Origin of the sequence: Pseudomonas inefficax (genome assembly GCF_900277125.1) — a bacterium.
Lineage (GTDB): Bacteria > Pseudomonadota > Gammaproteobacteria > Pseudomonadales > Pseudomonadaceae > Aquipseudomonas > Aquipseudomonas inefficax.
Map to the genome: position 1 here is coordinate 129,126 of NZ_OPYN01000207.1, position 22,559 is coordinate 151,684.

Annotated in this window: 21 protein-coding genes; 9 read left to right on the forward strand and 12 right to left on the reverse strand. The window is 63.2% G+C overall.

Going from position 1 to position 22,559, the window contains the following annotated elements; all coding sequences use genetic code 11:
- Nucleotides 1-88: 88 nt before the first annotated feature.
- The 4 genes from era to lepA form a co-directional block, all read right to left on the reverse strand.
- Nucleotides 89-991, reverse strand: a complete 903-nt coding sequence (era, locus tag JV551A3_RS25590) for a GTPase Era (protein ID WP_015271595.1) — start codon at nucleotides 989-991, stop codon at nucleotides 89-91.
- Entirely contained in the window at nucleotides 984-1,673 is a 690-nt protein-coding gene (rnc, locus tag JV551A3_RS25595) for a ribonuclease III (RefSeq protein WP_112250542.1), read from the reverse strand. The genes era and rnc overlap by 8 nt, the downstream gene beginning before the upstream one ends.
- Before the next feature lie 161 nt (nucleotides 1,674-1,834).
- Nucleotides 1,835-2,689, reverse strand: coding sequence for a signal peptidase I (gene lepB, locus JV551A3_RS25600; RefSeq protein WP_003258486.1), 855 nt, complete (start codon nucleotides 2,687-2,689; stop codon nucleotides 1,835-1,837).
- Nucleotides 2,690-2,694: 5 nt separating this feature from the next.
- Nucleotides 2,695-4,494 (reverse strand): translation elongation factor 4, encoded by a 1,800-nt coding sequence (lepA, locus tag JV551A3_RS25605; protein WP_133975049.1) that lies wholly within the window; start codon nucleotides 4,492-4,494, stop codon nucleotides 2,695-2,697.
- A 202-nt stretch (nucleotides 4,495-4,696) separates the two neighbouring features.
- Here lepA and JV551A3_RS25610 point away from each other — a divergent pair, with 202 nt between their 5' ends.
- On the forward strand, nucleotides 4,697-5,890 hold the full coding sequence (locus JV551A3_RS25610) for a hypothetical protein (protein ID WP_133975051.1): 1,194 nt from the start codon (nucleotides 4,697-4,699) through the stop codon (nucleotides 5,888-5,890).
- 80 nt (nucleotides 5,891-5,970) lie between these two features.
- Here the strand turns inward: JV551A3_RS25610 and JV551A3_RS25615 are convergent, their stop codons facing one another.
- From JV551A3_RS25615 to rpoE, 4 genes are all read right to left on the reverse strand, one after another.
- Entirely contained in the window at nucleotides 5,971-7,371 is a 1,401-nt protein-coding gene (locus JV551A3_RS25615; RefSeq protein WP_372239059.1) for a DegQ family serine endoprotease, read from the reverse strand.
- A gap of 210 nt (nucleotides 7,372-7,581) precedes the next feature.
- Nucleotides 7,582-8,544 (reverse strand): MucB/RseB C-terminal domain-containing protein, encoded by a 963-nt coding sequence (locus JV551A3_RS25620; RefSeq protein ID WP_133975056.1) that lies wholly within the window; start codon nucleotides 8,542-8,544, stop codon nucleotides 7,582-7,584.
- 12 nt (nucleotides 8,545-8,556) lie between these two features.
- Nucleotides 8,557-9,147: a sigma-E factor negative regulatory protein gene (locus JV551A3_RS25625; RefSeq protein WP_133975058.1), complete on the reverse strand. Its 591-nt coding sequence runs from the start codon at nucleotides 9,145-9,147 to the stop codon at nucleotides 8,557-8,559.
- Nucleotides 9,148-9,178: 31 nt separating this feature from the next.
- Nucleotides 9,179-9,760 (reverse strand): RNA polymerase sigma factor RpoE, encoded by a 582-nt coding sequence (gene rpoE / locus JV551A3_RS25630; RefSeq protein WP_003252049.1) that lies wholly within the window; start codon nucleotides 9,758-9,760, stop codon nucleotides 9,179-9,181.
- Between the two features lie 434 nt (nucleotides 9,761-10,194).
- Here rpoE and nadB point away from each other — a divergent pair, with 434 nt between their 5' ends.
- Nucleotides 10,195-11,799, forward strand: coding sequence for an L-aspartate oxidase (nadB, locus tag JV551A3_RS25635; RefSeq protein ID WP_133975060.1), 1,605 nt, complete (start codon nucleotides 10,195-10,197; stop codon nucleotides 11,797-11,799).
- Between the two features lie 118 nt (nucleotides 11,800-11,917).
- Here the strand turns inward: nadB and JV551A3_RS25640 are convergent, their stop codons facing one another.
- Both JV551A3_RS25640 and JV551A3_RS25645 read right to left on the reverse strand, forming a co-directional pair.
- A complete protein-coding gene (locus JV551A3_RS25640; protein WP_133975062.1) occupies nucleotides 11,918-12,376 on the reverse strand; it encodes a protein YgfX in 459 nt (152 codons plus the stop codon).
- Nucleotides 12,360-12,614: an FAD assembly factor SdhE gene (locus JV551A3_RS25645; RefSeq protein WP_003252043.1), complete on the reverse strand. Its 255-nt coding sequence runs from the start codon at nucleotides 12,612-12,614 to the stop codon at nucleotides 12,360-12,362. The genes JV551A3_RS25640 and JV551A3_RS25645 overlap by 17 nt, the downstream gene beginning before the upstream one ends.
- Nucleotides 12,615-12,747: 133 nt before the next feature.
- Between JV551A3_RS25645 and ygfZ the strand changes: the two genes are divergently transcribed.
- Both ygfZ and JV551A3_RS25655 read left to right on the forward strand, forming a co-directional pair.
- Nucleotides 12,748-13,689, forward strand: coding sequence for a CAF17-like 4Fe-4S cluster assembly/insertion protein YgfZ (gene ygfZ, locus JV551A3_RS25650; RefSeq protein ID WP_133975064.1), 942 nt, complete (start codon nucleotides 12,748-12,750; stop codon nucleotides 13,687-13,689).
- 55 nt (nucleotides 13,690-13,744) lie between these two features.
- Nucleotides 13,745-14,551: an HDOD domain-containing protein gene (locus tag JV551A3_RS25655; protein ID WP_015271603.1), complete on the forward strand. Its 807-nt coding sequence runs from the start codon at nucleotides 13,745-13,747 to the stop codon at nucleotides 14,549-14,551.
- Between the two features lie 127 nt (nucleotides 14,552-14,678).
- Here JV551A3_RS25655 and JV551A3_RS25665 read toward each other — a convergent pair whose 3' ends face one another.
- Together JV551A3_RS25665 and JV551A3_RS25670 are read right to left on the reverse strand one after the other, a co-directional pair.
- Entirely contained in the window at nucleotides 14,679-16,058 is a 1,380-nt protein-coding gene (locus tag JV551A3_RS25665) for a sensor histidine kinase (protein ID WP_112250526.1), read from the reverse strand.
- Nucleotides 16,051-16,722 (reverse strand): response regulator, encoded by a 672-nt coding sequence (locus JV551A3_RS25670; protein WP_112250524.1) that lies wholly within the window; start codon nucleotides 16,720-16,722, stop codon nucleotides 16,051-16,053. Before JV551A3_RS25670 ends, JV551A3_RS25665 begins: the two co-directional genes overlap by 8 nt.
- Nucleotides 16,723-16,921: 199 nt before the next feature.
- Here JV551A3_RS25670 and JV551A3_RS25675 point away from each other — a divergent pair, with 199 nt between their 5' ends.
- The 5 genes from JV551A3_RS25675 (at nucleotide 16,922) to JV551A3_RS25695 (ending at nucleotide 22,439) form a co-directional block, all read left to right on the forward strand.
- Nucleotides 16,922-18,211: an OprD family porin gene (locus JV551A3_RS25675; protein WP_133975066.1), complete on the forward strand. Its 1,290-nt coding sequence runs from the start codon at nucleotides 16,922-16,924 to the stop codon at nucleotides 18,209-18,211.
- Between the two features lie 46 nt (nucleotides 18,212-18,257).
- Nucleotides 18,258-19,238, forward strand: coding sequence for a Bug family tripartite tricarboxylate transporter substrate binding protein (locus JV551A3_RS25680; protein WP_133975068.1), 981 nt, complete (start codon nucleotides 18,258-18,260; stop codon nucleotides 19,236-19,238).
- Nucleotides 19,239-19,438: 200 nt separating this feature from the next.
- Nucleotides 19,439-19,897, forward strand: coding sequence for a tripartite tricarboxylate transporter TctB family protein (locus JV551A3_RS25685; protein WP_133975070.1), 459 nt, complete (start codon nucleotides 19,439-19,441; stop codon nucleotides 19,895-19,897).
- Nucleotides 19,898-19,900: 3 nt separating this feature from the next.
- The gene (locus JV551A3_RS25690) at nucleotides 19,901-21,415 is read left to right on the forward strand and encodes a tripartite tricarboxylate transporter permease (RefSeq protein ID WP_133975072.1); all 1,515 of its coding nucleotides are present in this window, start codon (nucleotides 19,901-19,903) and stop codon (nucleotides 21,413-21,415) included.
- Nucleotides 21,408-22,439 carry an AbrB family transcriptional regulator gene (locus JV551A3_RS25695; protein ID WP_133975074.1) on the forward strand — a complete coding sequence of 344 codons (1,032 nt, stop codon included), beginning with the start codon at nucleotides 21,408-21,410 and terminating at the stop codon, nucleotides 22,437-22,439. Before JV551A3_RS25690 ends, JV551A3_RS25695 begins: the two co-directional genes overlap by 8 nt.
- Nucleotides 22,440-22,559: the final 120 nt, after the last annotated feature.

Here is a 22,559-nt window from a genome sequence, read left to right on the forward strand (position 1 = left end):
GGGTTTACCCGCGAATGCGATGGTGAACCCACTGACGCATTCGCGGGTAAACCCGCTCCCACAGAGTAACCTGAGCCGTCAGGCGAATTTACAGGTCGCCGTAGCCCAGCGAACGCAGGGCGCGCTCGTCGTCGGACCAGCCGCCTTTCACCTTGACCCACAGGTTGAGCATGACCTTGGAGTCGAACAGCACCTCCATGTCCTTGCGCGCCTCGGAACCGATGCGCTTGATGCGCTCGCCCTTGTCGCCAATGATGATTTTCTTCTGGCCGTCGCGCTCGACCAGAATCAGCGCGTGAATGTGCAGCACATGGCCCTGCTGCTTGAATTCTTCGATCTCCACGGTGATCTGGTACGGCAATTCCGCACCCAGCTGGCGCATGATCTTCTCGCGCACCAGTTCGGCGGCCAGGAAGCGGCTGCTGCGATCGGTGATCTGGTCTTCGGGGAAGAAGTGCTCGTTCTCGGGCAGGTGCTTGGCGATCTGTGCCTCCAGCGCCTGGAGGTTGTGCCCCTGCTGCGCGGAAATAGGCATCACTTCAGCATTCGGCAACTGCTCCTGCAGCCATTGCAGGTGCGGGATCAGTTCGGCCTTCTCTTCCATGCGATCGGTCTTGTTGACCGCGATGATCAGTGGGCCCGTCACATACTGCACGCGCTCCAGCACCAGTTGGTCCTCGTCGGTCCATTTGGTGCGGTCGACCACGAAGATCACCACGTCGACGTCTTTAAGGGCCGCCGAGGCATTGCGGTTCATGTAGCGGTTCAAGGCCTTGTCGTTGGCCTTGTGCATACCTGGGGTATCGACGTAGATCGCCTGCACGTCACCCTCGGTCTTGATGCCGAGCATGTTGTGACGGGTGGTCTGCGGCTTGCGCGAAGTGATCGCCAGTTTCTGGCCGAGGATGTGGTTGAGCAGGGTCGACTTGCCCACGTTCGGGCGGCCGACAATGGCCACGTAGCCGCAGCGGGTCGGGTTGCTATCAGTCATTGCCATTCTCCACGCCCAGGGCGATCAATGCAGACGCGGCAGCGACTTGCTCGGCAATACGCCGGCTGACGCCCTGACCACGGCTCTTGTTGTTCAGCAGCACTACCTCGCATTCGACGAAGAAGGTACGGCAATGCGGTTCGCCCTGGATATCCACCACTTCGTAACGTGGCAGCTCACAGCTGCGCGACTGCAGAAACTCCTGCAGGCGGGTTTTCGGGTCCTTGTTGGTATCGACCAGGGTCAGCCCCTCGAACTCGTCGGCCAGCCAGGCCAGCACGCGCTCCCGGGCAGTTTCCATGTCGGCGTCCAGGTAGATGGCGCCAATCAGCGCCTCCAGAGCATCGGCCAGGATCGACTCGCGGCGGAAGCCACCGCTCTTGAGTTCCCCCGAGCCCAGGCGCAGATAGTCACCCAGGTCGAAACCACGGGCCAGACGGGCCAGGGTCTCACCCTTGACCAGGCGCGCACGCAGGCGCGACAGCTGGCCTTCGCGGGCCTGCGGAAAGCGCTCGAACAGCGCCTCGCCGGCGACGAAGTTGAGAATGGCGTCACCGAGAAACTCCAGGCGCTCGTTGTTGCGCCCGGCGTAGCTGCGATGGGTCAGGGCCAGAAGCATCTGGTCCTGGTTCTTGAAGGTATAGCCGAGCTTTCGCTCCAGACGGGCAAGGGAAGCAGTCATGCGGCCACCCGTTCGTTGTTCAACGCGTTGTTCAAATCAACATCCTGAAAGACTGTTTGGCTGTGGCCCGCCGCGATGTGCGGCGAATCTCCCGATCCCTGAGAACACAGCCTATGTCAGAAATGCATTCGGCGCTGCCTGCTGGCCAGCGCCGATGGGTATCAATGGATCAGACCGACCCGCGACAGGTTGGGCAGGTGGCTGAGTTTGGGCTCTGGCCAGCTCATCCACACCGCGAAGGCCTTGCCGACGATGTTCCGGTCCGGAACCATGCCGTGCAGCTCCTTCGGGATGTTCGGGTCATCCCAGTAACGGCTGTCGTTGGAGTTGTCGCGGTTGTCGCCCATCATGAAGTAATGGCCTGCCGGCACGGTCCATTGCTGGTCCGGCGGCATGCGGTAACGGCTCATTTCCTTGCGGATCAGGTGTTCGGCCTCGCCGAGCTTTTCCTTGTACAGCTCGGCGCTGCCCAGGGTGCCCGGTTCGGTGCCCACCAGTTGTTCGGCAATTGGCTGGCCGTTGACGAACAACCGCTTGTCGCTGGTGTAGCGCACCTGGTCGCCCGGCAAGCCAACCACTCGTTTGATGTAGTTGACGTTCGGGTCGCTCGGGTAGCGGAACACCATCACATCACCGCGTTGCGGGTCACCCACTTCGATGACCTTCTTGTCGATCACCGGCAGGCGAATGCCATACGAGAACTTGTTCACCAGGATGAAATCGCCCACTTCCAGGGTCGGTTTCATCGACCCCGACGGAATCTGGAACGGCTCGACCAGGAACGAACGCAGCACCAGCACGATGAACAGCACCGGGAAGAACGACTTGCCGTATTCAACCAGCAATGGCTCCTTGCCCAGGCGCTCGACCACCGCCATCTCGGGCTGGCTGACGCTGCCCTGGTAGTTGGCGATTGCCGCACGCCGGCGCGGGGCCAGGAACAGCAGGTCGATCAAGCCCAGCAGGCCGCAGACGAAGACGGCGATGACTAGCAACAGCGGGAAATTTAGCGACATAGGACCTAGCTATCCAACCTGAGCACGGCGAGGAAGGCTTCCTGTGGAATCTCCACGTTACCCACCTGTTTCATGCGTTTCTTACCGGCCTTCTGCTTCTCCAGCAGCTTCTTCTTACGGCTGACGTCACCACCGTAGCACTTGGCCAGTACGTTCTTTCTGAGCGCCTTGACGGTTGTCCGCGCGATGATCTGGCCGCCAATAGCTGCCTGGATCGCCACATCGAACATCTGCCGAGGGATCAGTTCCTTCATCTTTTCGGTCAACGCACGGCCCTTGTAGGCCGCGTTGTCGCGGTGCACGATCAATGCCAGGGCATCGACCTTGTCGCCGTTGATCAGTACGTCCAGCTTGACCAGGTTGGCCGACTGGTAGCGATCGAAATGATAGTCCAGCGAAGCATAGCCGCGGCTGGTGGACTTGAGCCGGTCGAAGAAGTCCAGCACCACTTCGTTCATCGGCAGGTCGTAGCGCACCTGCACCTGGCTGCCGAGGAACTGCATGTCGCGCTGCACGCCACGCTTCTCGATGCACAGGGTGATGACGTTGCCCAGGTGCTCTTGCGGCACCAGGATGGTGGCGGTGACGATCGGCTCGCGGAAATCGGCGACAGCCGAAACGTCTGGCAGCTTCGACGGGTTGTCGACGGTGATGGTTTCACCGGTTTTCAGTTCCAGCTCGTAGATCACGCTTGGCGCGGTGGTAATCAGGTCCAGGTCGTATTCGCGCTCCAGGCGCTCCTGGATGATTTCCATGTGCAGCATGCCGAGGAAACCGCAACGGAAGCCGAAGCCCAGGGCGTCGGAGCTTTCCGGCATGTATTGCAGCGACGAGTCGTTCAGGGTCAGCTTCTGCAGCGCATCGCGGAAGTCCTCGAAGTCGTCGGAGCTGACCGGGAACAGGCCGGCATAGACCTGCGGCTGGATCTTCTTGAAGCCTGGCAGCACTTCGACCTCAGGGGTCGAGGACAGGGTCAGGGTGTCACCGACCGGGGCACCATGGATGTCCTTGATGCTGGCGATGATGAAGCCCACTTCGCCGGCCTTCAGGTCGGCGGTCTGGGTGTGTTTCGGAGTGAACACACCGACGCTGTCGACCAGGTGCACCTTGCCGGTGGACTTGACCAGAATCTTGTCGCCTTTCTTGACGCGGCCCTGGCGCACGCGAACCAGCGAGACCACGCCCAGATAGTTGTCGAACCAGGAGTCGATGATCAGCGCCTGCAGAGGGGCGTCGATCTCTCCTTCAGGCGCCGGGATGGTATGCACCAGGCGCTCGAGCACCTCGTCCACGCCCATGCCGCTCTTGGCGCTGCAGGCCACGGCGTCGGTGGCGTCGATGCCGATGATCTTCTCGATCTCGTCCTTGACGCGATCCGGGTCGGCCTGGGGCAGGTCCATCTTGTTCAGAACCGGCATGACTTCCAGGCCCTGCTCGATGGCGGTATAGCAGTTGGCCACGGACTGGGCCTCGACGCCCTGACCGGCGTCCACGACCAGCAACGCGCCTTCACAGGCTGCCAGGGAACGCGAGACTTCGTAGGTGAAGTCGACATGGCCGGGGGTGTCGATGAAGTTCAGCTGGTAGGTCTTGCCGTCCTGCGCCTTGTAGTGAAGCGTGACGCTGTGGGCTTTGATGGTGATACCGCGCTCACGCTCCAGGTCCATGGAGTCGAGCACCTGGGCTTCCATTTCGCGTGCCGACAGGCCACCGCACATCTGGATGAAACGGTCGGCCAGCGTCGACTTGCCATGGTCGATGTGGGCGATGATGGAGAAATTGCGGATATGACTCAAATCACTCACGGGTCAACACTCGAAAAGGCTGCGAGCCGGACGCCCGCCGAAAAATAGCCGGGAATTGTACCTTAAGCCGGAGCTTGCCGCCACGCCATCCAGCCGCTGGTAAACGGGGTTGCCTGACAGAAACGCTACCTGACATTTCTGCCAGTACTCAGCGCACCGGGAATCGTCCACCCTTGCAAACCTCCCGACCGAGGTGACCAACATGCGTTCACAACATGTAATACCGGGGGATTTCGACCCCGCTTTCGGTGAAAATGGCAGAGCGGAACTCCCTCCGTTCCACAGCCCGTTCATCGGCCGAAACCTGACAGGCATGGCGCTACAGGAACGCAACCTGCTCATCAGCGCGCTCGCCTTCGACGACAATGGCGGGCGACATTTTGCCCTGGCCCGCTACACGACCAACGGTTCCGTTGACCTGAGCTTTGCCCAGGATGGCGTTATCGTTGGCCGTTATGCCCTTGATGAACACGCTTCGACTGAAGCGTTGGCCCTGCTTCCCGACCAACACTTCGCCGTGCTGGGGTGGAGTGCTAACGCCGCAAACCTGCTGGCAGAACCCCGGCTCACCTGCTACGACCACGACGGCAATTGCGCTGTAACCCGTACCCTGAGCATACCGCCGGCCATGGGCATGGTGATTGGCAGTGGCCGCCTTGCGAGCGATGGGCCATACCTCATGGTCTCCCTCAACCTGCACAGGGCTCAAAGCGCGCCTTCGGAAATGGCCAGGGTGTATCTACTGCAACACAATGGCCAGCCAGCAGCAGGGCTTGGCGAATTCATCGACATTCTGCCAGGCTCCGGTCAGATCGAAGTCACTGGAATCGTCCAGCTGGCTGACAGCTTCGTGGTCAGCGGAACCCGCTGGCGGCAGGGGTTGGCCGCCGAGGGCTTTCTCGCGCGTTACCGTCACGATGGAGCGCTGGATGCATCCTTCGGAGACGGCGGCACAGTGGTTTTCCAGGCTGCGGGCTTCGCTACGGAAGTCGGCACGCTGCTACCCAGGCCGGAAGGACAATTGCTGATAGGCGGCAAAGCGACAAGCGGCGAAGGCATATCCCGGGCATTGCTTTGGCAATTTGATGCCCACGGCGCGACGGATCCGGCATTCAATGGCGGCGAGCCCGTACTGGACACCTCAGGGATGACCGCCTGGCATGCAGTGTCCGCCGACGAGCAACATCGGCTGTTTGCCTTCGGCCTGGGCAGAACCCTGGAAAGCCGTCGTTATCTTCCCGATGGCAACCCTGATACCAGCTTTCAACCCATCAGGGAGCTTGCCGGCATCAGCGATGGCATGGTTTGCCTGAGCGATGGGACGCGCACGGTGATCGGCTTCAACTCGGCCGGCGCCGGGGGATACATCGGCACGCTGATGTCCATATTCAACTGACCTTCCAGAATGAACAAAGCCCGGTGCTCACGCACCGGGCTTGTCAGGCTGGACAATGCCCGCGAGGGCAGAATTACAGCTTATTCAGCCAGCTTGAAGGTGATGAAGCTGGCACGGCCCTGACGCAGCACGCGCATCGACACCGAACGGTTCTTCGGCAGTTCCTTGGCGATTTCGGTGAATTCCTTCGCCGAACCGATGGCCTGGTTGTTCAGGTGGCTGATGACATCACCTGGGCGCAGGCCGATCATCGCTGCCGGGCCATCCTGGACTTCCTTGATGACCACGCCGCCCTTGAGTTCCAGGGCTTTCTTCTGCTCGGCGGTCAGGTCGGCCACCGAGACGCCCAAGCGGTTGCTGCTGCGCTCTGCGCTGCCTTCGGCACCGGTACCGATGTCGGCATCTTCGTCCGGCAATGCGCCAACGCTGATATCGAGGTTCTGGCGCTTGCCGTTGCGGATGATCTCCAGCTTGGCCTTTTCGCCATCCTTGAGGCTGCCGACCAGATGCGGCAGGTCGGCCGACATGACGATCGGCTGGCCGTTCATGCTCAGGATCACGTCACCCACCTGCAGGCCGCCCTTGGCTGCCGGGCCGTTTTCCAGCACCTGGGCCACCAGGGCACCGGCCGGTTTGTCCAGACCGAACGATTCAGCCAGGTCCTTGTTGACCTCCTGGATCACCACGCCCAGCCAGCCGCGGCTGACCTTGCCGTCTTTCTTCAGCTGATTGGAGACATCGATCGCCACATCGATCGGGATCGCGAACGAAAGGCCCATGAAACCGCCGGAACGGGTGAAGATTTGCGAGTTGATACCCACCACTTCGCCATTCATGTTGAACAGCGGGCCGCCGGAGTTGCCCGGGTTGATGGCCACATCGGTCTGGATGAACGGTACGTAGGTGTCGTTGGGCAGCGTACGGCCCTTGGCACTGACGATACCTTTGGTCACCGAATGGTCGAAGCCGAACGGCGAACCGATGGCCAGTACCCACTCGCCCACCTTGAGCTTCTCGGAGTCACCCAGCTTGACGGTCGGCAGGTTCTTGCCCTCGACCTTGAGCAGGGCCACGTCGGTGCGCGGGTCGGTGCCGACCAGCTTGGCCTGCAGCTCGCTGCGGTCCGACAGGCGGACGATGATCTCGTCGGCATCGGCTACCACGTGGTTGTTGGTCAGCACGTAGCCATCGCTGGAAATGATGAAGCCCGAACCCAGCGACTGGGCTTCGCGCTGGCGGTCGCCACGCGGCGAGCGTGGCTGCTGCGGCATGTTGCGCTCGAAGAACTCGCGGAACATCGGCGGCAGGCCTTCCAGGTCGGGCATCTGCCCGGCGGCCATGCGGCGGTCCGGCAGTTTCTGCTTGGTACTGATGTTGACCACGGCCGGCGAGGCCTGCTCGACCAGGGTAGTGAAGTCCGGCAGGGCTTCCTCGGCCTGGGCGCTGAGCACCTGGCCGAGCATCAGCACGGCGGCGAACATCGATAGGTAGGATTTCAAGCGTGGTATTGACATACGGCTCCCGTCACAACGAGCGGTAGTTTAGAAAGGCCCCTGCACAAAGCAGGAAAGGCCAGGCTCCTAGAAGCCTGACCTATAGAAAATTTGCCGATGGATTGCAAATGACAATGCTTTAATTTCATTTCAGCGGCATGCCCGCGTGACTTGCGTCAGGCCCGCAAAAGCGCGCCATCACTGGCGCGCCTGGCCATCCTGTGGACGCATGGACAGCGCCACACGCTCTGCAGTACCCAGCGGAATTTCGCCGACCACGGTAACCATTACCTTACCCTTGGGGGTGTTGAGGCGACGGGAAACCGCCGAAGTCGGGCCTAGCTGGGTGCGCATGTCGGTCCCGCCCTCATCCTTTACCGGCTCGAGGAACACCGAGAAACGTGCCAGGCCATCGTCATACATCAGGCTACTGACCGTGCTGTCCTGCTTCGGATCGCGGCGTACCGAGCTGTTGACCAGTTCGAAGCCAGGCGGCAGCCAGTCCGAACGCCAGCCGGCGACCGTGTCATTGGCGCTAGCGGCCACATGCTGCACCGGCTTGCACGCCGTGCTGGCGCGCAGCTGGTCATCGCTGGGCGCTGCAGTATCGAGACGAGTCATCTGGAAGCGCTCCAGCAACTGCCCCTTGTCGTTGACCATCAACGAGCGCAGCGGCAGACCGGTAGCACGGTCCAGGTGCAATTCGAAGGCATAGCGGTGCTGGTCGCGCGGGGTGAGCGTCACGATCACGGCATCGCGCCCGGCGACCCGTGACTTGCCCGCCACGCTCAAGTCATACCAGCCCATCAGTTTCAGTGGATCAAGTACACGCTGCGCGGTGTCCGGGGGCGCCGTCACACCGCTGGCCAAGGCCCCGCTGACGCACTCTACCTTGCCATCCACGCGCACGATCTCCTGGGCGGCACCATCGAGCTGCAACAGCCGCTCGCTGACCTTGCCGTCGTCGACCCTGTGCCAGATCTCGTGGGAAGAGAAACTGCCGTTGCGTTCGTAGACAAAAGAGCCTTGGTAGCTCTGCTTTTGCTCGGCCTGTGCCAGCTTGCTCAGCCACTCGCTCGCCTCGGGCGAAGAATTGGCTGCCAACGCTGGCACCGTCATGCAGCTGCCAATCAGCAGCGACAGGAGAGGTAGCGCGCGCATGATCCTCCTTACTTAACGGTTTTCCAGGCTGGCGGCGCGGGCATACGGCAATGCGGTTTCAGTGCCCTTGAGCGCAGATTCCTGAGCATGCTGGCGCAGGTAGCCCGGCAGACGCTGATCCCAGCCGGCCTGGTTCTGCAGCACGCCGTTGGCCATCGGCCCGGTCGGTTGCTCACTGCTCTCACTATAGCCTGCCAAAACGGCGGGGCCTTGTGCTTGTGGCACACTCAGGCCTTGCTGGGCAGGTTGCTGGGCAGCAAGCTCGGCGCCAGTGATCTCGTCCTGGTTGTACATGCGCACACCGGCCAGCACCGCTACGGTGACCGAGGCAGCTACCGCCAGGCGGCCAATGCTGCGCCATGGCCCTTTCTTGGCCTTGGCCGGCACGGCTTCGTCAGCCAGCGCTGCAGACACCGCCGAGGCGATATCCAGTTCAGGCAGCAGCAGCTCCTTGTGCATGGCTGCGCGGGCAACCTGGTAACGCGACCAGGTGGCTCGGGTTTCAGCATCGTCTACGGCGTTCAACACACGACGCAGTTCAAGCTCGTCCGCTTCGTTATCCATCACCGCGGACAGCGATTCCTGCAAAGCTTCACGACTCATGGCGGTTCCTCTCTTGGCTGTCGCCGCTGTCTCAGGTTTCCTGCAGCAAAGGTTGCAGGGCTTTGTCTATTGCCTCCCGAGCGCGGAAGATTCGAGAGCGCACGGTACCCACCGGACATTGCATGACACTCGCAATGTCTTCGTAACTCAGCCCGTCGAACTCGCGCAGGGTCAGCGCCGTACGCAGGTCTTCGGGCAGTTGCTGGATGGTGCGATGGACAGTGCCTTCGATTTCATCCCGCAACAACGAGCGCTCTGGGGACTCGAGATCCTTGAGACCATGATCGCCGTCGTAAAACTCCGCATCCTCGGAGCTCACATCACTATCTGGTGGCCGTCTTCCACGGGACACCAGGTAATTCTTCGCCGTGTTGATGGCGATGCGGTACAGCCACGTATAGAACGCACTGTCGCCGCGGAAGTTGCCAAGCGCACGGTAGGCCTTGATGAAGGCTTCCTGTGCTACATCCTGGGCCTCGTGGGTATCGTGAACGAACCGCACGATCAACCCGAGAATCTTGTGCTGATACTTCAGCACCAACAGATCGAACGCTCGCCTGTCACCGCGCTGAACGCGCTCGACAAGCTGCTGATCCTCTTCCTGGGTTAGCATGAACACTCCTCAGTGAACTCGAAGGAGCGTTGCATCAGCCATCGTTCAGGCTTGCAACCATAGACTCGGGCTTTGCGCAAAAGTTCTCCCCTCCAAGCAAGTTTCCTGCAGCCCTTGGTCGGCTTGCACGAAAGACGCGGCACGGTCACGGCCGGCTACGTCGATAATCAGGTTTCGAGTACGCAGGGACAGCCCGGACAGGCCTGCCGCCCTGCGTCGCCGCGGCAAGTTGTGGCGCGTGGGCAGCCTTCATAGGATTTGCGGCCATGCCGGAAAGTTCCCACAAAGGTTGTCGCGACCCGGCAAGTGGCATGGAAATTGGCCACCGGGGGCTGCTATAAAGGCAACCCGGCCAGCTTTAACGATAGTTTCACAATGCCATCGGCGCGTGACTATTGTGCCGCGCCCCCTCCAAAGAATACTAGTGTCCCGACATGAGCCAACAATTCCAACATGATGTCCTGGTGATCGGCAGCGGTGCCGCCGGTCTCAGCCTGGCACTGAACCTCCCCAGCCACCTGCGAGTCGCCGTACTCAGCAAGGGCGACCTGGCCAACGGCTCGACCTTCTGGGCCCAGGGCGGTGTCGCGGCAGTGCTGGACAATACCGATACCGTCCAGTCGCATGTCGAGGACACCCTCAATGCCGGCGGCGGCCTTTGCCATGAAGAGGCAGTACGCTTTACCGTCGAACACAGCCGCGAAGCCATCGAGTGGCTGATCGAGCAAGGTGTGCCCTTTACCCGTGACGAGCACTACAGCGTCGACGACGGCGGCTTCGAGTTCCACCTGACCCGCGAAGGCGGCCACAGCCACCGGCGCATCATCCACGCTGCCGATGCCACCGGCGCCGCTATCTTCACCACGCTGCTGGGGCAGGCCCGCCTGCGCCCGAACATCCAGTTGCTGGAGCAGCGCGTGGCGGTCGACCTGATCACCGAGCGTCGCCTCGGCCTGCCTGGCGAACGCTGCCTGGGTGCCTACGTGCTCGACCGCAACACCGGCGAGGTGGATACCTTCGGCGCGCGTTTCACCGTGCTCGCCACTGGCGGCGCGGCCAAGGTCTACCTGTATACCAGCAACCCCGATGGTGCCTGCGGCGACGGCATCGCCATGGCCTGGCGGGCCGGTTGCCGGGTGGCGAACCTGGAGTTCAACCAGTTCCACCCGACCTGCCTGTATCACCCACAGGCCAAGAGTTTCCTGGTCACCGAAGCCCTGCGCGGCGAAGGAGCCCTGCTGCGCCTGCCCAATGGCGAGCGTTTCATGCCACGCTTCGACCCCCGCGAAGAACTGGCCCCGCGCGACATCGTGGCCCGCGCCATCGACCACGAGATGAAGCGCCTGGGCGTGGACTGCGTGTACCTGGACATCACCCACAAACCGGCCGACTTCATAAAGAGCCACTTCCCCACCGTGTACGAGCGCTGCCTGGCCTTCGGCATCGATATCACCCGCCAACCGATCCCGGTGGTACCGGCAGCGCACTATACCTGCGGCGGGGTGATGGTCGACGATCGCGGCCACACCGATGTGCCGGGCCTGTATGCCATCGGCGAAACCAGCTTCACCGGCCTGCATGGTGCCAACCGCATGGCCAGCAACTCGCTGCTGGAATGCTTCGTCTATGGCCGTGCCGCCGCGGCCGACATCCAGGCGCACCTGGATGAAGTGACCATGCCCAAGGCCCTGCCCGGCTGGGACGCCAGCCAGGTCACCGACTCGGACGAGGACGTGATCATTGCGCACAACTGGGACGAACTGCGGCGTTTCATGTGGGACTACGTCGGCATCGTGCGTACCAGCAAGCGCCTGCAACGGGCGCAGCACCGCATTCGCCTGCTACTTGACGAAATCGACGAGTTCTACAGCAACTACAAGGTCAGCCGCGACCTGATCGAATTGCGCAACCTGGCGCAGGTGGCCGAATTGATGATCCTGTCGGCCATGCAACGCAAGGAAAGCCGCGGGCTGCATTACACCCTGGATTACCCGGGAATGCTCGACGAGGCCAAGGACACAGTGCTCAGCCCGCTCTGAAATCGGCGTCGCCTTCTTCGCGGGCTTGCCCGCTCCCACAGGTACTGCACCAAGCCTGATGCCAGTGCAATACCTGTGGGAGCGGGCAAGCCCGCGAAGAAGGCGACACGGTGTCGATCTATGCCCGGCTCACTGCTGCCCACCGACGGCGGCTGAATTTGAGCCTCACCCGCAAACGCCGGTGCTCATCATCGCCCATTGCATCCCCCGGTACGCACTGGCTTTGCCCCATCCATCGCCCCGCCCGTACAAAGCGCAACACAACCAGCCCCGGCAACGCCACACTGTCCCGGCACAAGCGCACCGGCTGCCAGCCACGGGCACGGCTGAACACCTGCCAGCCGCGCACATCACGGCGCAGGCCGACAACGGCATGCCGATGCGTCAGCAGAATACGTCGGGGAATGGCCCAGCCAGCGTGGGCAATACAGGCGGTGACAACAGCAAGGGCCGGCCACCCGGGCAGCGGGCTCGCCAATACGGCGAGCCAAGCCAGTACCTGGCAACCCAGGTAGGCCGCCAGCAGCAGGCGCGAGCCTTGCCAGCGGCACTCGAAGCACTCACTTGGGCTGGACACGGTCCAGGATGATGCGGACCATGCGCTGCAACTCCGGGTCTTCGGACTCGGTGCGCTCCATGAACCAGCCGAACATGTCCTGATCCTCGCAGCTCAACAGGCGCACGTAGAGCTCACGGTCGGTCTCGTTGAGAGTGGGGTAGACTTCCTGGGTGAAAGGCACCAGCAGTACGTCCAGTTCCAGCATGCCGCGGCGGCTGTGCCAGAAAAGCCGGTTGAGTTCAGTTTGTTCGACCATGGGGCCCTCCTCGAATGGCCCGCCAGTATACAGCCAGGCGAGCGAAGCGGCACCGGGCGTTGGTCTAGTCAACTACCTATTTTGTTACCGGCGTTCTATGATGGCCGCCAGTCTTTAGCCACCGCGATGACCCATGGCCGATTCCGCTTTCTTCTGCCCCCTGTCCCACGAGGGCATCCTCGCCGTCCGCGGCTCCGATGCAGGCAAGTTCCTGCAAGGCCAGCTGACCTGCAACATCAACTACCTCAGCCCGGAACACGCCAGCCTTGGCGCCCGCTGCATGGTCAAGGGCCGCATGCAGTCGAGTTTCCGCATCCTGCCCGAAGGCAACGGCTATCTGCTGGCCATGGCCAGCGAGCTGCTCGACGCCCAGTTGGCCGACCTCAAGAAGTACGCCGTGTTCTCCAAGGCCACGCTGACCGATGAAAGCGCTGCCTGGGTACGCTTCGGCCTGCAAGGCGGCGATACAGCGCTGCAGGCCCTGGGGCTCGATGTGCCTGCGGCAGCCGGCAGCACTGTGCGCCACGACGGCTTGATCGCCATTGCCGTGTCCGCCGGCCGCGTGGAGCTGTGGGTACCAGCGCAGAACGCCGACAGCGTTCGCCAGGCGCTGGCCGCCGCACTGCCCGAAGGCAGCCTCAACAACTGGTTGCTGGGGCAGATTCGCGCCGGTATCGGCCAGGTCATGGGGCCGACCCGCGAGTTGTTCATCCCGCAGATGATCAACCTGCAGGCCGTCGACGGCGTCAGCTTCAAGAAAGGCTGCTACACCGGTCAGGAAATCGTTGCCCGCATGCAATACCTGGGCAAGCTCAAGCGCCGCCAGTACCGCCTGGCCCTGGACCAGCAGGCCATTCCGGCCCCGGGCGCCGAGATCTTCTCGCCCACCCATGGTTCGTCGGTCGGTGAAGTGGTCATTGCTGCCAGCAACGGCACAGGCTGCGAACTGCTGGCGGTGCTCAGCGCCGAAGCGGTGGAAGACGACAACCTGCATCTGGGCAGCCTGGAAGGCCCGCGCCTGCAGGTGCTGACCCTGCCCTACGAACTGGACCGCGACCGGGAAATCCAGCGCTGACCAGCCTGCCCCGCCTACGTGGCGGGGCCGCACCACCACTGCGGTAGACACGCCCATGAACAAGCTGGCCGAGATGGTTCAAGCACAGTTGCTCGATGCCATCGAAAAGGATGACCTGGTCCTGCCCACCCTGCCCGAGGTTGCCTTGAGCATCCGCGAGGCAGCTGAAGACAGCGAGATCAGCGTAGCGGCCCTGAGCAAGGTGATCGGTCGCGACGCGGCCCTTTCAGCGCGCCTGATCAAGGTCGTCAACAGCCCGCTGCTGCGCGCGGCGGTCGAGGTCACCGACCTGCACACCGCCATCACGCGGCTGGGCATCAACTACAGCTGCAACCTGGCCATCGGCCTGGTGATCGAGCAGATTTTCCACGCCCGGGCGCCGGCGGTGGAGCAGAAGTTACGTGATATCTGGGCCAACAGCCTTGATGTGGCGGGCATCAGCTACGAAATATGCCGCCGCTTTACCCAGCTCAAGCCCGACCAGGCTACCCTCGGCGGGCTGGTCAACCAGATTGGCGCGCTGCCAGTGCTGATCTATGCCGAAGAGCACAACGAACTGCTGTCGGACCCTGTGTGCCTGCATTATGTGATCGAACAGATCCAGCCGGTGCTGGGCGACAAGATCCTCAAGGCGTGGGAGTTTCCGGAGCAACTGGTCAACCTGCCGAGCCAGGTGCAGGACCTGGACCGGCAGACCGACAAGATCGACTACATCGACATCGTGCAGATCGCCCGCTGCATCAGCCAGCGCGGCCGCCACCGGCCGCTGGCGGCATTACCGGCATACCGCCACCTGGGCTTGCCGTACGGCACCGAGCTGGAAGTGGGTGAACTGATCGAGGCGCGGAGCATGTTGCGCTGAGCGGTGTCAGCCTGTGACGGCCTCTTCGCGGGTAAACCCGCTCCCACAGGAATAGCGCAGCCCTCCAAGCCAGTGAGATTCCTGTGGGAGCGGGTTTACCCGCGAAAGGGCCGGTACAGGCAACACATCAATCCGCGATAAAGCTCACCCGCACCCGCAACCCGCCATTCGCGCCGTCATGCAGACTCACCTGCGCCAGGTGCGCCCGGCAGATCTCGCCGACAATCGCCAAGCCAAGCCCACTTCCCTGCGCACTGCGCCGGTAGAAGCGCTCGAACACCCGCTCACGCTCGGCCTCGGGAATCCCCGGCCCGTCATCCTCCACCTCCAGCACCGCTGGCGCCATCACCCGCAAGATCACGTTGCCGCCCGCTGGCGTATGGGCCAGTGCATTGTCCACCAGGTTGCTCAACAGCTCGTTGAGCAGCGTCGGCTCCCCCTTCAGCCACACTGGCGCCTCGGCTTCCAGGGCCAGTGCCACCCCGCGCTTGTGCGCCAGCGGTGCCATGGCCATGCCCAACTCACGAGCCAACTGGCTCAAGTCCAGGCGCTGCGCCCCGCCTTCGGCAATCGCCCGCGCACCGTTCTCGACCCGTGCCAGCGACAGCAACTGGTTGGCCAGGTGAGTCAGCCGATCAGTGCCCTGGGCCGCGGACTCCAGCGTCTGCCGCCACTCCTGCGGCTCGGCTGAACGCAAGCCCAGCTCGACACGCGCCTTCAGCGCGGCCAGTGGCGTGCGCAACTCGTGGGCGGCATCGGCGATGAACTGCGCCTGGCGCTCGAACTGGCCGCGCAAACGCTCGGTGAAATGGTTCAAGGCCCGCACCAGCGGGCTCAGCTCACGCTGCACCTGTACCACCGGCAACGCCCGCAGGTCGTCCGGCTGGCGCTCTTCCACCGCCGTGCGCAGGCGCTCCAGCGGCCGCAATGCGGCACTCACGGCAAACCACACCATCACCAGCGCGCCCAGCGCCAGCATGCCCAGGCGCAGCAGCGTGTCGGTCATCAGGTCACGGGCCATGCGCACCCGCGCTTCCTCGGTCTCGGCCACACGGATTTCCGCCATGCCGTTCATGTTCGGTTCGCTGACCGCCTTCAGCAGGCTGACCACACGTACATCCTGGCCCTGGTAGGTGCCGTTGTAGAAGCGGGCCAGCGCCGGGTAATCGTCGGTACGCGGCGTGCCTGGCGGCGGCGGCGGAAGGTTTTCATAACCGGAAATCAGCCGCTGCTGGATATCCAGTACCTGGTAGTAGATGCGCCCGGCACTGTCGTAGGCGAAGGTGTCCAGGGCCACATAGGGCACATCCGCACTCAGCGAACCGTCGCGCTGGGACAGGCCTGCGGCAATGGTCCGCGCCGAGGCCAGCAAGGTCCGGTCATAGGCGGTGTCGGCGGCCTCGCGACCGTTCCAGTAGGCGCTCAGGCCGCTGGCCAGCATCAACACCACCAGCAGCAAGGCCAGGTTGCCGAGCAAGCGCCCACGCAGGCTGCCATTGTCACGCATCGCGGTGCTCGAGCAGGTAGCCCAGGCCACGGAAGGTGACAATGGCCACCGGGTGGCCGTCGAGCTTCTTGCGCAGGCGGTGGATGTAGATTTCGATGGCGTCAGGGCTGGCTTCTTCGGCCAGGCCGAACACCTGGGCGGCCAGTTGCTCCTTGCTCATCACCCGGCCCGGGCGGGCGATCAGCGCTTCCAGTACGCTTTGTTCGCGCGAGGTCAGGGTCAGGTTGTCGCCACCCAGGGTGAAGCGCCGAGTGTCCAGGTCGTACACCAGCGGCCCGCAGCGTTGCTGGCGCTCGCCACCGAGCACGCTACGCCGCAGCAGAGCCTTGACCCGTGCTTCCAGTTCGGTAAGCTCGAACGGCTTGGCCAGGTAGTCGTCGGCGCCCAGGTTCAGGCCGTGGACCCGGTCCTTGACGTCGCTGCGCGCGGTCAGCATTAGCACCGGCAGGGTCTTGCCACGGCCGCGCAGGCGCGCCAGCACCTCGAAGCCGTCCATGCGCGGCAAGCCGACATCCAGCACGGCCACGGCGTATTCCTCGCTGGCCAGGGCCAGGTCGGCGGCCACGCCATCATGCAGCACATCCACGGTAAGGCCATGGCTTTTCAAGGCCTGGGCCACGCTTTCGGCCAGTTGCAGGTGGTCTTCGACCAGCAGCACACGCATCGGATTCTCCCTGCTCGGGTGGGACGGTGGCGCGGAGTGTACCGCTGTCGGCAGGCCTGTGAAGCCCTGTCGACAAACCTTTCACGCTGAAAGGTTAGCGAAAGGTTGGTTACCTAGCATCGCACTACGGCTGCCCTTCGCGCCGAAAAAAGCACCAGCAAGGTGCAACGAATAAGAACAATAAACGGAGCCATCAGTGATGCTGTCATCGCAACCGCAGGCGTTCGCGCCTACCCGTTCCTTTGCCGCACGCCCCTCCGCCATCGCCAGCGCCTTTGCGCTTGCCGGTGTCGCCCCGATGAGCCAGGCCGCCTTCTTCGAAGACAGCACGGCCACCTTCGAAACCCGCAACATGTACTTCAACCGCGATTTCCGCGACGGCACCAGTGCGCAGCAATCCAAGCGCGACGAGTGGGCGCAGGGCTTCATCCTCAATTTCGAGTCTGGCTACACCGATGGCACCGTAGGCTTCGGCCTGGATGCGCTGGGCATGCTCGGCATCAAGCTCGACTCCAGCCCCGACCGGACAGACACCGGCCTGCTGCCGACCCACGATGACGGCAAGGCTGCCGATGAGTATTCCAAGCTTGGCCTGACCGGCAAGGTGAAGATTTCGCAAACCGAACTGAAAATCGGCACGCTGATCCCTGAGTTACCGACCCTGCAGCCAAACGATGGGCGCATCTTGCCGCAAACCTTCGAGGGGGGCCTGCTCACCTCGAAGGAAATCAAAGGCCTGACCTTCACCGGCGGGCGCCTGGACAAGGCCAAGGACCGCAACGACACCAACTGGGAAGACCTGGCCCTGAACAACAAGAACGGCCGCTTCGGTGGCTCGTTCAGCGCTGACAACCTGACCCTGGGCGGCCTTGACTACCAGTTCACCGATCGCATCACCGGCAGCTACCACTTTGCCCAGCTAGACGACATCTACCGCCAGCACTTCATCGGCATGGTCGCCACCCAGCCATGGGGCCCGGGCACCTTCGGCGCAGACCTGCGCCTGGCCGTGAGTGACGACGCCGGTGCCGCCAAGGCCGGCAACATCGACAACACCACCGTCAACGGCATGCTCAGCTACGCCCTGGGCGGGCACAAGGTCAGCGGCGCCTGGCAGCAGCTGTCTGGCGACAGCGCCTTCCCGTACGTCGATGGTGCCGACCCGTATCTGGTCAACTTCGTCCAGATCAACGACTTCGCCGGTGCCGACGAACGCTCCTGGCAGGCGCGCTACGACTACAACTTCGCCGCGCTCGGCGTGCCCGGCCTGACCTTCATGACCCGCTACATCAGCGGCGACAACGTCAGCCGCGCCGCCGGTGGCGAGGGCAAGGAGTGGGAACGCGATACCGAACTGAAGTACGTGGTACAAAGCGGCCCGTTGAAGAACGTCGCCGTGCGTTTGCGCAACGCCACCTTCCGCTCCAACTTCGCCCGCGATGCCGACGAAGTGCGGCTGCTGGTGAGCTACAGCGTGGCCCTTTGGTAAGCCAACAGCAGTAACCCGATAACAACAACACTCACGGAGATTGACGATGACCTTTTCACTGCGCCGCCTCGTCCTCGCTACCGGCTGCCTGCTGTTGGCCGGCAATGCCCTCGCTGCCGAACCGAAACGCCCCGAATGCATTGCCCCCGCCTCGCCAGGCGGCGGCTTCGACCTGACCTGCAAACTGGTGCAGAGCGCCCTGGTGCAGGAAAAGATCCTCACCAAGCCGATGCGCGTCACCTACATGCCCGGCGGTGTCGGCGCAGTGGCCTACAACGCCGTGGTCGCCCAGCGCCCGGCCGATGCCGGCACCCTGGTGGCCTGGTCCAGCGGCTCGCTGCTGAACCTGGCCCAGGGCAAGTTCGGCCGCTTCGACGAGAACGCAGTGAAATGGCTGGCCGCCGTCGGCACCAGCTACGGCGCCATCGCGGTGAAAAGCGACTCGCCCTACAAGACCCTCGACGATCTGGTCGCGGCGTTGAAGAAAGACCCGAGCAAAGTAGTGATCGGCTCCGGCGGTACCGTCGGCAGCCAGGACTGGATGCAGACCGCCCTGATCGCCAAGGCCGCCGGCATCAACCCGCGTGACCTGCGCTACGTGGCCCTGGAAGGCGGCGGCGAAATCGCCACGGCGTTGCTGGGCGGGCATATCCAGGTAGGCTCGACCGACATCTCCGACTCCATGCCGCACATTCAGAGCGGCAACATGCGCATCCTCGCGGTGTTCTCGGAAAACCGCCTGGACGAGCCCGAGATGAAAGACATTCCCACCGCCAAGGAACAGGGCTACGACATTGTCTGGCCAGTGGTACGCGGCTTCTACCTGGGGCCAAAGGTGAGCGACGAGGACTACGCCTGGTGGAAACAGTCGTTCGACAAGATGCTGGCCTCGGAAGACTTCGCCCAGCTGCGTGACCAGCGCGAGCTGTTCCCGTTCGCCATGACCGGCGCCGAACTGGACGTCTATGTGAAGAAGCAAGTGGCTGACTACAAGGCACTGGCCAAGGAATTTGGCCTGATCCAGTAACACTGGCCGGAGTTACCACAATCCCTGTGGGAGCGGCCTTGTGTCGCGATGGGCCGCACAGCGGCCCCTGTCTCAGCCGATGCGATGCTTCAGACAGATCGCAGTGGCAGGTTTTGCGGCCGCTTCGCGCCCGATCGCGACGCAAGGCCGCTCCCACAGGATTTGCATCTCGCTTGAGCGATCCCAACGAGGATTCCTTCATGATCCTGCAACGCATCTTCGCCCTGGCCCTGCTGGCGGTGTGCGCCGCCCTGGCCGTCATGGCCTGGCCTTACCAAGCGGCGTTTTCCTATGAACCGGTGGGCCCGCGCGCCTACCCGTTGTTGATGCTCAGCCTGCTGGGCCTGGGCCTGCTGTACCTGGTGTTCCGCCCCACGCCCATCGTGCGCAAGGACGACGAACCGGAACTGGACCGCGAAACCCTGATCAAGATCGCCGCCTGCGTCGGCCTGCTGATCGTTTTCGCCAGCACCTTCGAAGCACTGGGCTTCATCCTCAGCGCCATCCTGGTCGGCGTACCCATGGCCCGCCTGTACGGCGGCCGCTGGCTGCACAGCGCCATCGTGGTGATTGGCATGAGCCTGTTCCTCTACTGGCTGTTCGACCGCGTGATGGACGTGCCCCTGCCCCTTGGCCTGCTGAGCGTACTGGAGAACTGACACATGGATACCTTGAGCTACCTGGGCCAGGGCTTCGGCGTCGCCCTGTCCCCCTACAACCTGGTCACCGCCCTTTCCGGCACGCTGATCGGTACCGTGGTCGGCCTGCTGCCGGGCTTGGGCCCGATCAACGGCGTGGCCTTGCTGATCCCCATTGCCTTCGCCCTCGGCCTGCCGCCGGAATCGGCGCTGATCCTGCTGGCGGCGGTGTATCTGGGCTGCGAATACGGTGGGCGCATCAGTTCGATCCTGCTGAACATTCCCGGCGAAGCCTCGACCGTAATGACCACCCTCGATGGCTACCCGATGGCCCGCAACGGCCTGGCTGGCGTGGCGCTGTCGCTGTCGGCCTGGAGCTCGTTCATCGGTGCGCTGATCGCCACCTGCGGCATGGTGCTGTTCGCCCCGCTGCTGGCGAAATGGGCAATCGCCTTCGGCCCGGCGGAGTACTTCGTGCTGATGGTGTTCGCCATCGTCGCTCTCGGTGGCATGGCCGGCGACAAGCCGCTGAAAACCTTCATTGCCGCACTGATCGGCCTGTTCCTGTCGGCAGTCGGCATCGATGCCAACAGTGGCGTGTACCGCTTCACCGGCGACAGCGTGCACCTGGCCGATGGCATCCAGTTCGTGGTGCTGGTGCTGGGCCTGTTCTCCATCAGTGAAATCCTCCTGCTGCTGGAAAAGACCCACCATGGCCACCAGGCGATCAAGGCCACCGGGCGCATGCTGTTCAACTTCAAGGAAGCGGCCTCGGTGTTCGTGGTCAACATCCGCTGCGGCCTGCTGGGCTTCATCATGGGCGTGCTGCCCGGCGCCGGTGCAACACTGGCTAGCGCCGTGGCCTACATGACCGAAAAACGCCTGGCAGGTGAAAAGGGCAAGTTCGGCAAGGGCGACGCCCGCGGCCTGGCCGCCCCGGAAACCGCCATCGGTGCATCCTGCTGTGGCGCCCTGGTGCCGATGCTGACTCTGGGTGTACCCGGCTCGGGCACCACTGCGGTGATGATCGGCGCCCTGACCTTGTACAACATCACCCCGGGCCCACTGTTGTTCGAACAGCAGCCAGACATCGTCTGGGGCCTGATCGCCTCGTTGTTCGTCGCCAACATCATGCTGGTGATCCTCAACATCCCGATGATCCGCATCTTCACCCGCATCCTCGCCGTGCCGAACTGGGCGCTGGTACCGGTGATCGCCATCATCACCGCGATCGGCGTGTACGCCGTGCATGCCACCACCTTCGACCTGTTCCTGATGGTCGGCATCGGCATCATGGGCTATATCCTGCGCAAGCTGGACTTCCCGCTGTCGCCGATCCTGCTCGGCTTCATCCTCGGTGGGTTGATGGAGCAGAACCTGCGCCGGGCGCTGTCGATCTCCAACGGCGAACTGGGCATCCTCTGGTCGAGCCCGATCAGCATGTCGGTATGGGTACTGACCATTTGCATGCTGACCCTGCCGCTGCTGCGCATCTGGCGCAAACGCAGCCAGCAGCGCCGGGCGATGGCCGATGCCTGATCGCTCGTTGCCGTTGTTTGTCGCGACCGGGCTGGTCGGCCTCGCTGGCGGTTTTGCCGCCAGCAAGGTCGGCTGGCCTTTGCCGTGGATGGTCGGCTCGTTGCTGGCGATCATCCTGGTGCGCTGCCTTACACCCTGGCAGCTGCCGGAAATCCCCAATGGCCGCAAATGCGGGCAGTGGATCATCGGCATCGGCATCGGCTTGCACTTCACCCCGGCTGTTATCGAACAAGTGGCCAGCCATTTTGCGCTGATCTTCTTCGGCGCGCTGTTCACTACCCTGTCCAGCGTGATCAGCGTATGGCTACTGCGACGCACCGGGGAAGACCGTGCCACGGCATTCTTCGCCAGCATGCCAGGCGGTTCGGGAGAGATGGTCAACCTTGGCGCGCGCAATGGCGCAGTGCTCAGCCAGGTGGCGGCGGCGCAGAGCCTGCGCGTACTGGCGGTGGTACTGTGCGTGCCGGCGCTGTTCAAGTTCCTGCTGGGTGACGGGGTACCGCTGAATCATACCGGCAGTGTGAGTTGGGGCTGGCTGGCGCTGATTGCCCCGCTGGGCGTTGCCGTTGCCCTGCTCTGGCAGCGCTTGCGCCAGCCCAACCCGTGGTTGTTCGGGCCATTGTTGGTGGCAGCCACCGTGAGCCTGGCGGGCAACTTGCAGATAGCACTGCCCAATGGCGCCAGCCAGATCGGCCAGTGGTTGATCGGCAGTGGCCTGGCCTGCCACTTCAACCGCGCGTTCTTCCGCCGCGCACCGTCGTTTCTGGGGCGTACCCTGGTGGCCACGGCGTTGTGCATGGCGATTGCCGGCAGCGCGGCGTGGGCATTGAGCCTGATGACCGCGCTGGATCTGCGTTCGCTGACATTGGGGATGATGCCGGGCGGCATTGCCGAGATGAGCCTGACGGCAGAGACCTTGCAGTTGTCAGTGCCGCTGGTGACGGCGCTGCAGGTGATGCGCTTGTTGTTCGTGCTGTTTCTGGCAGAGCCGTTGTTCCGGGTGTGGAATGCCAACTCGCAATGATCGCGTCGCCTGCTTCGCGGGCTTGCCCGCTCCCACAGGTATTGCGCAAGGCCCGAGGGCAACGCAGTACCTGTGGGAGCGGGCAAGCCCGCGAAGAAGGCAACGCGGTAATTCAGGCCA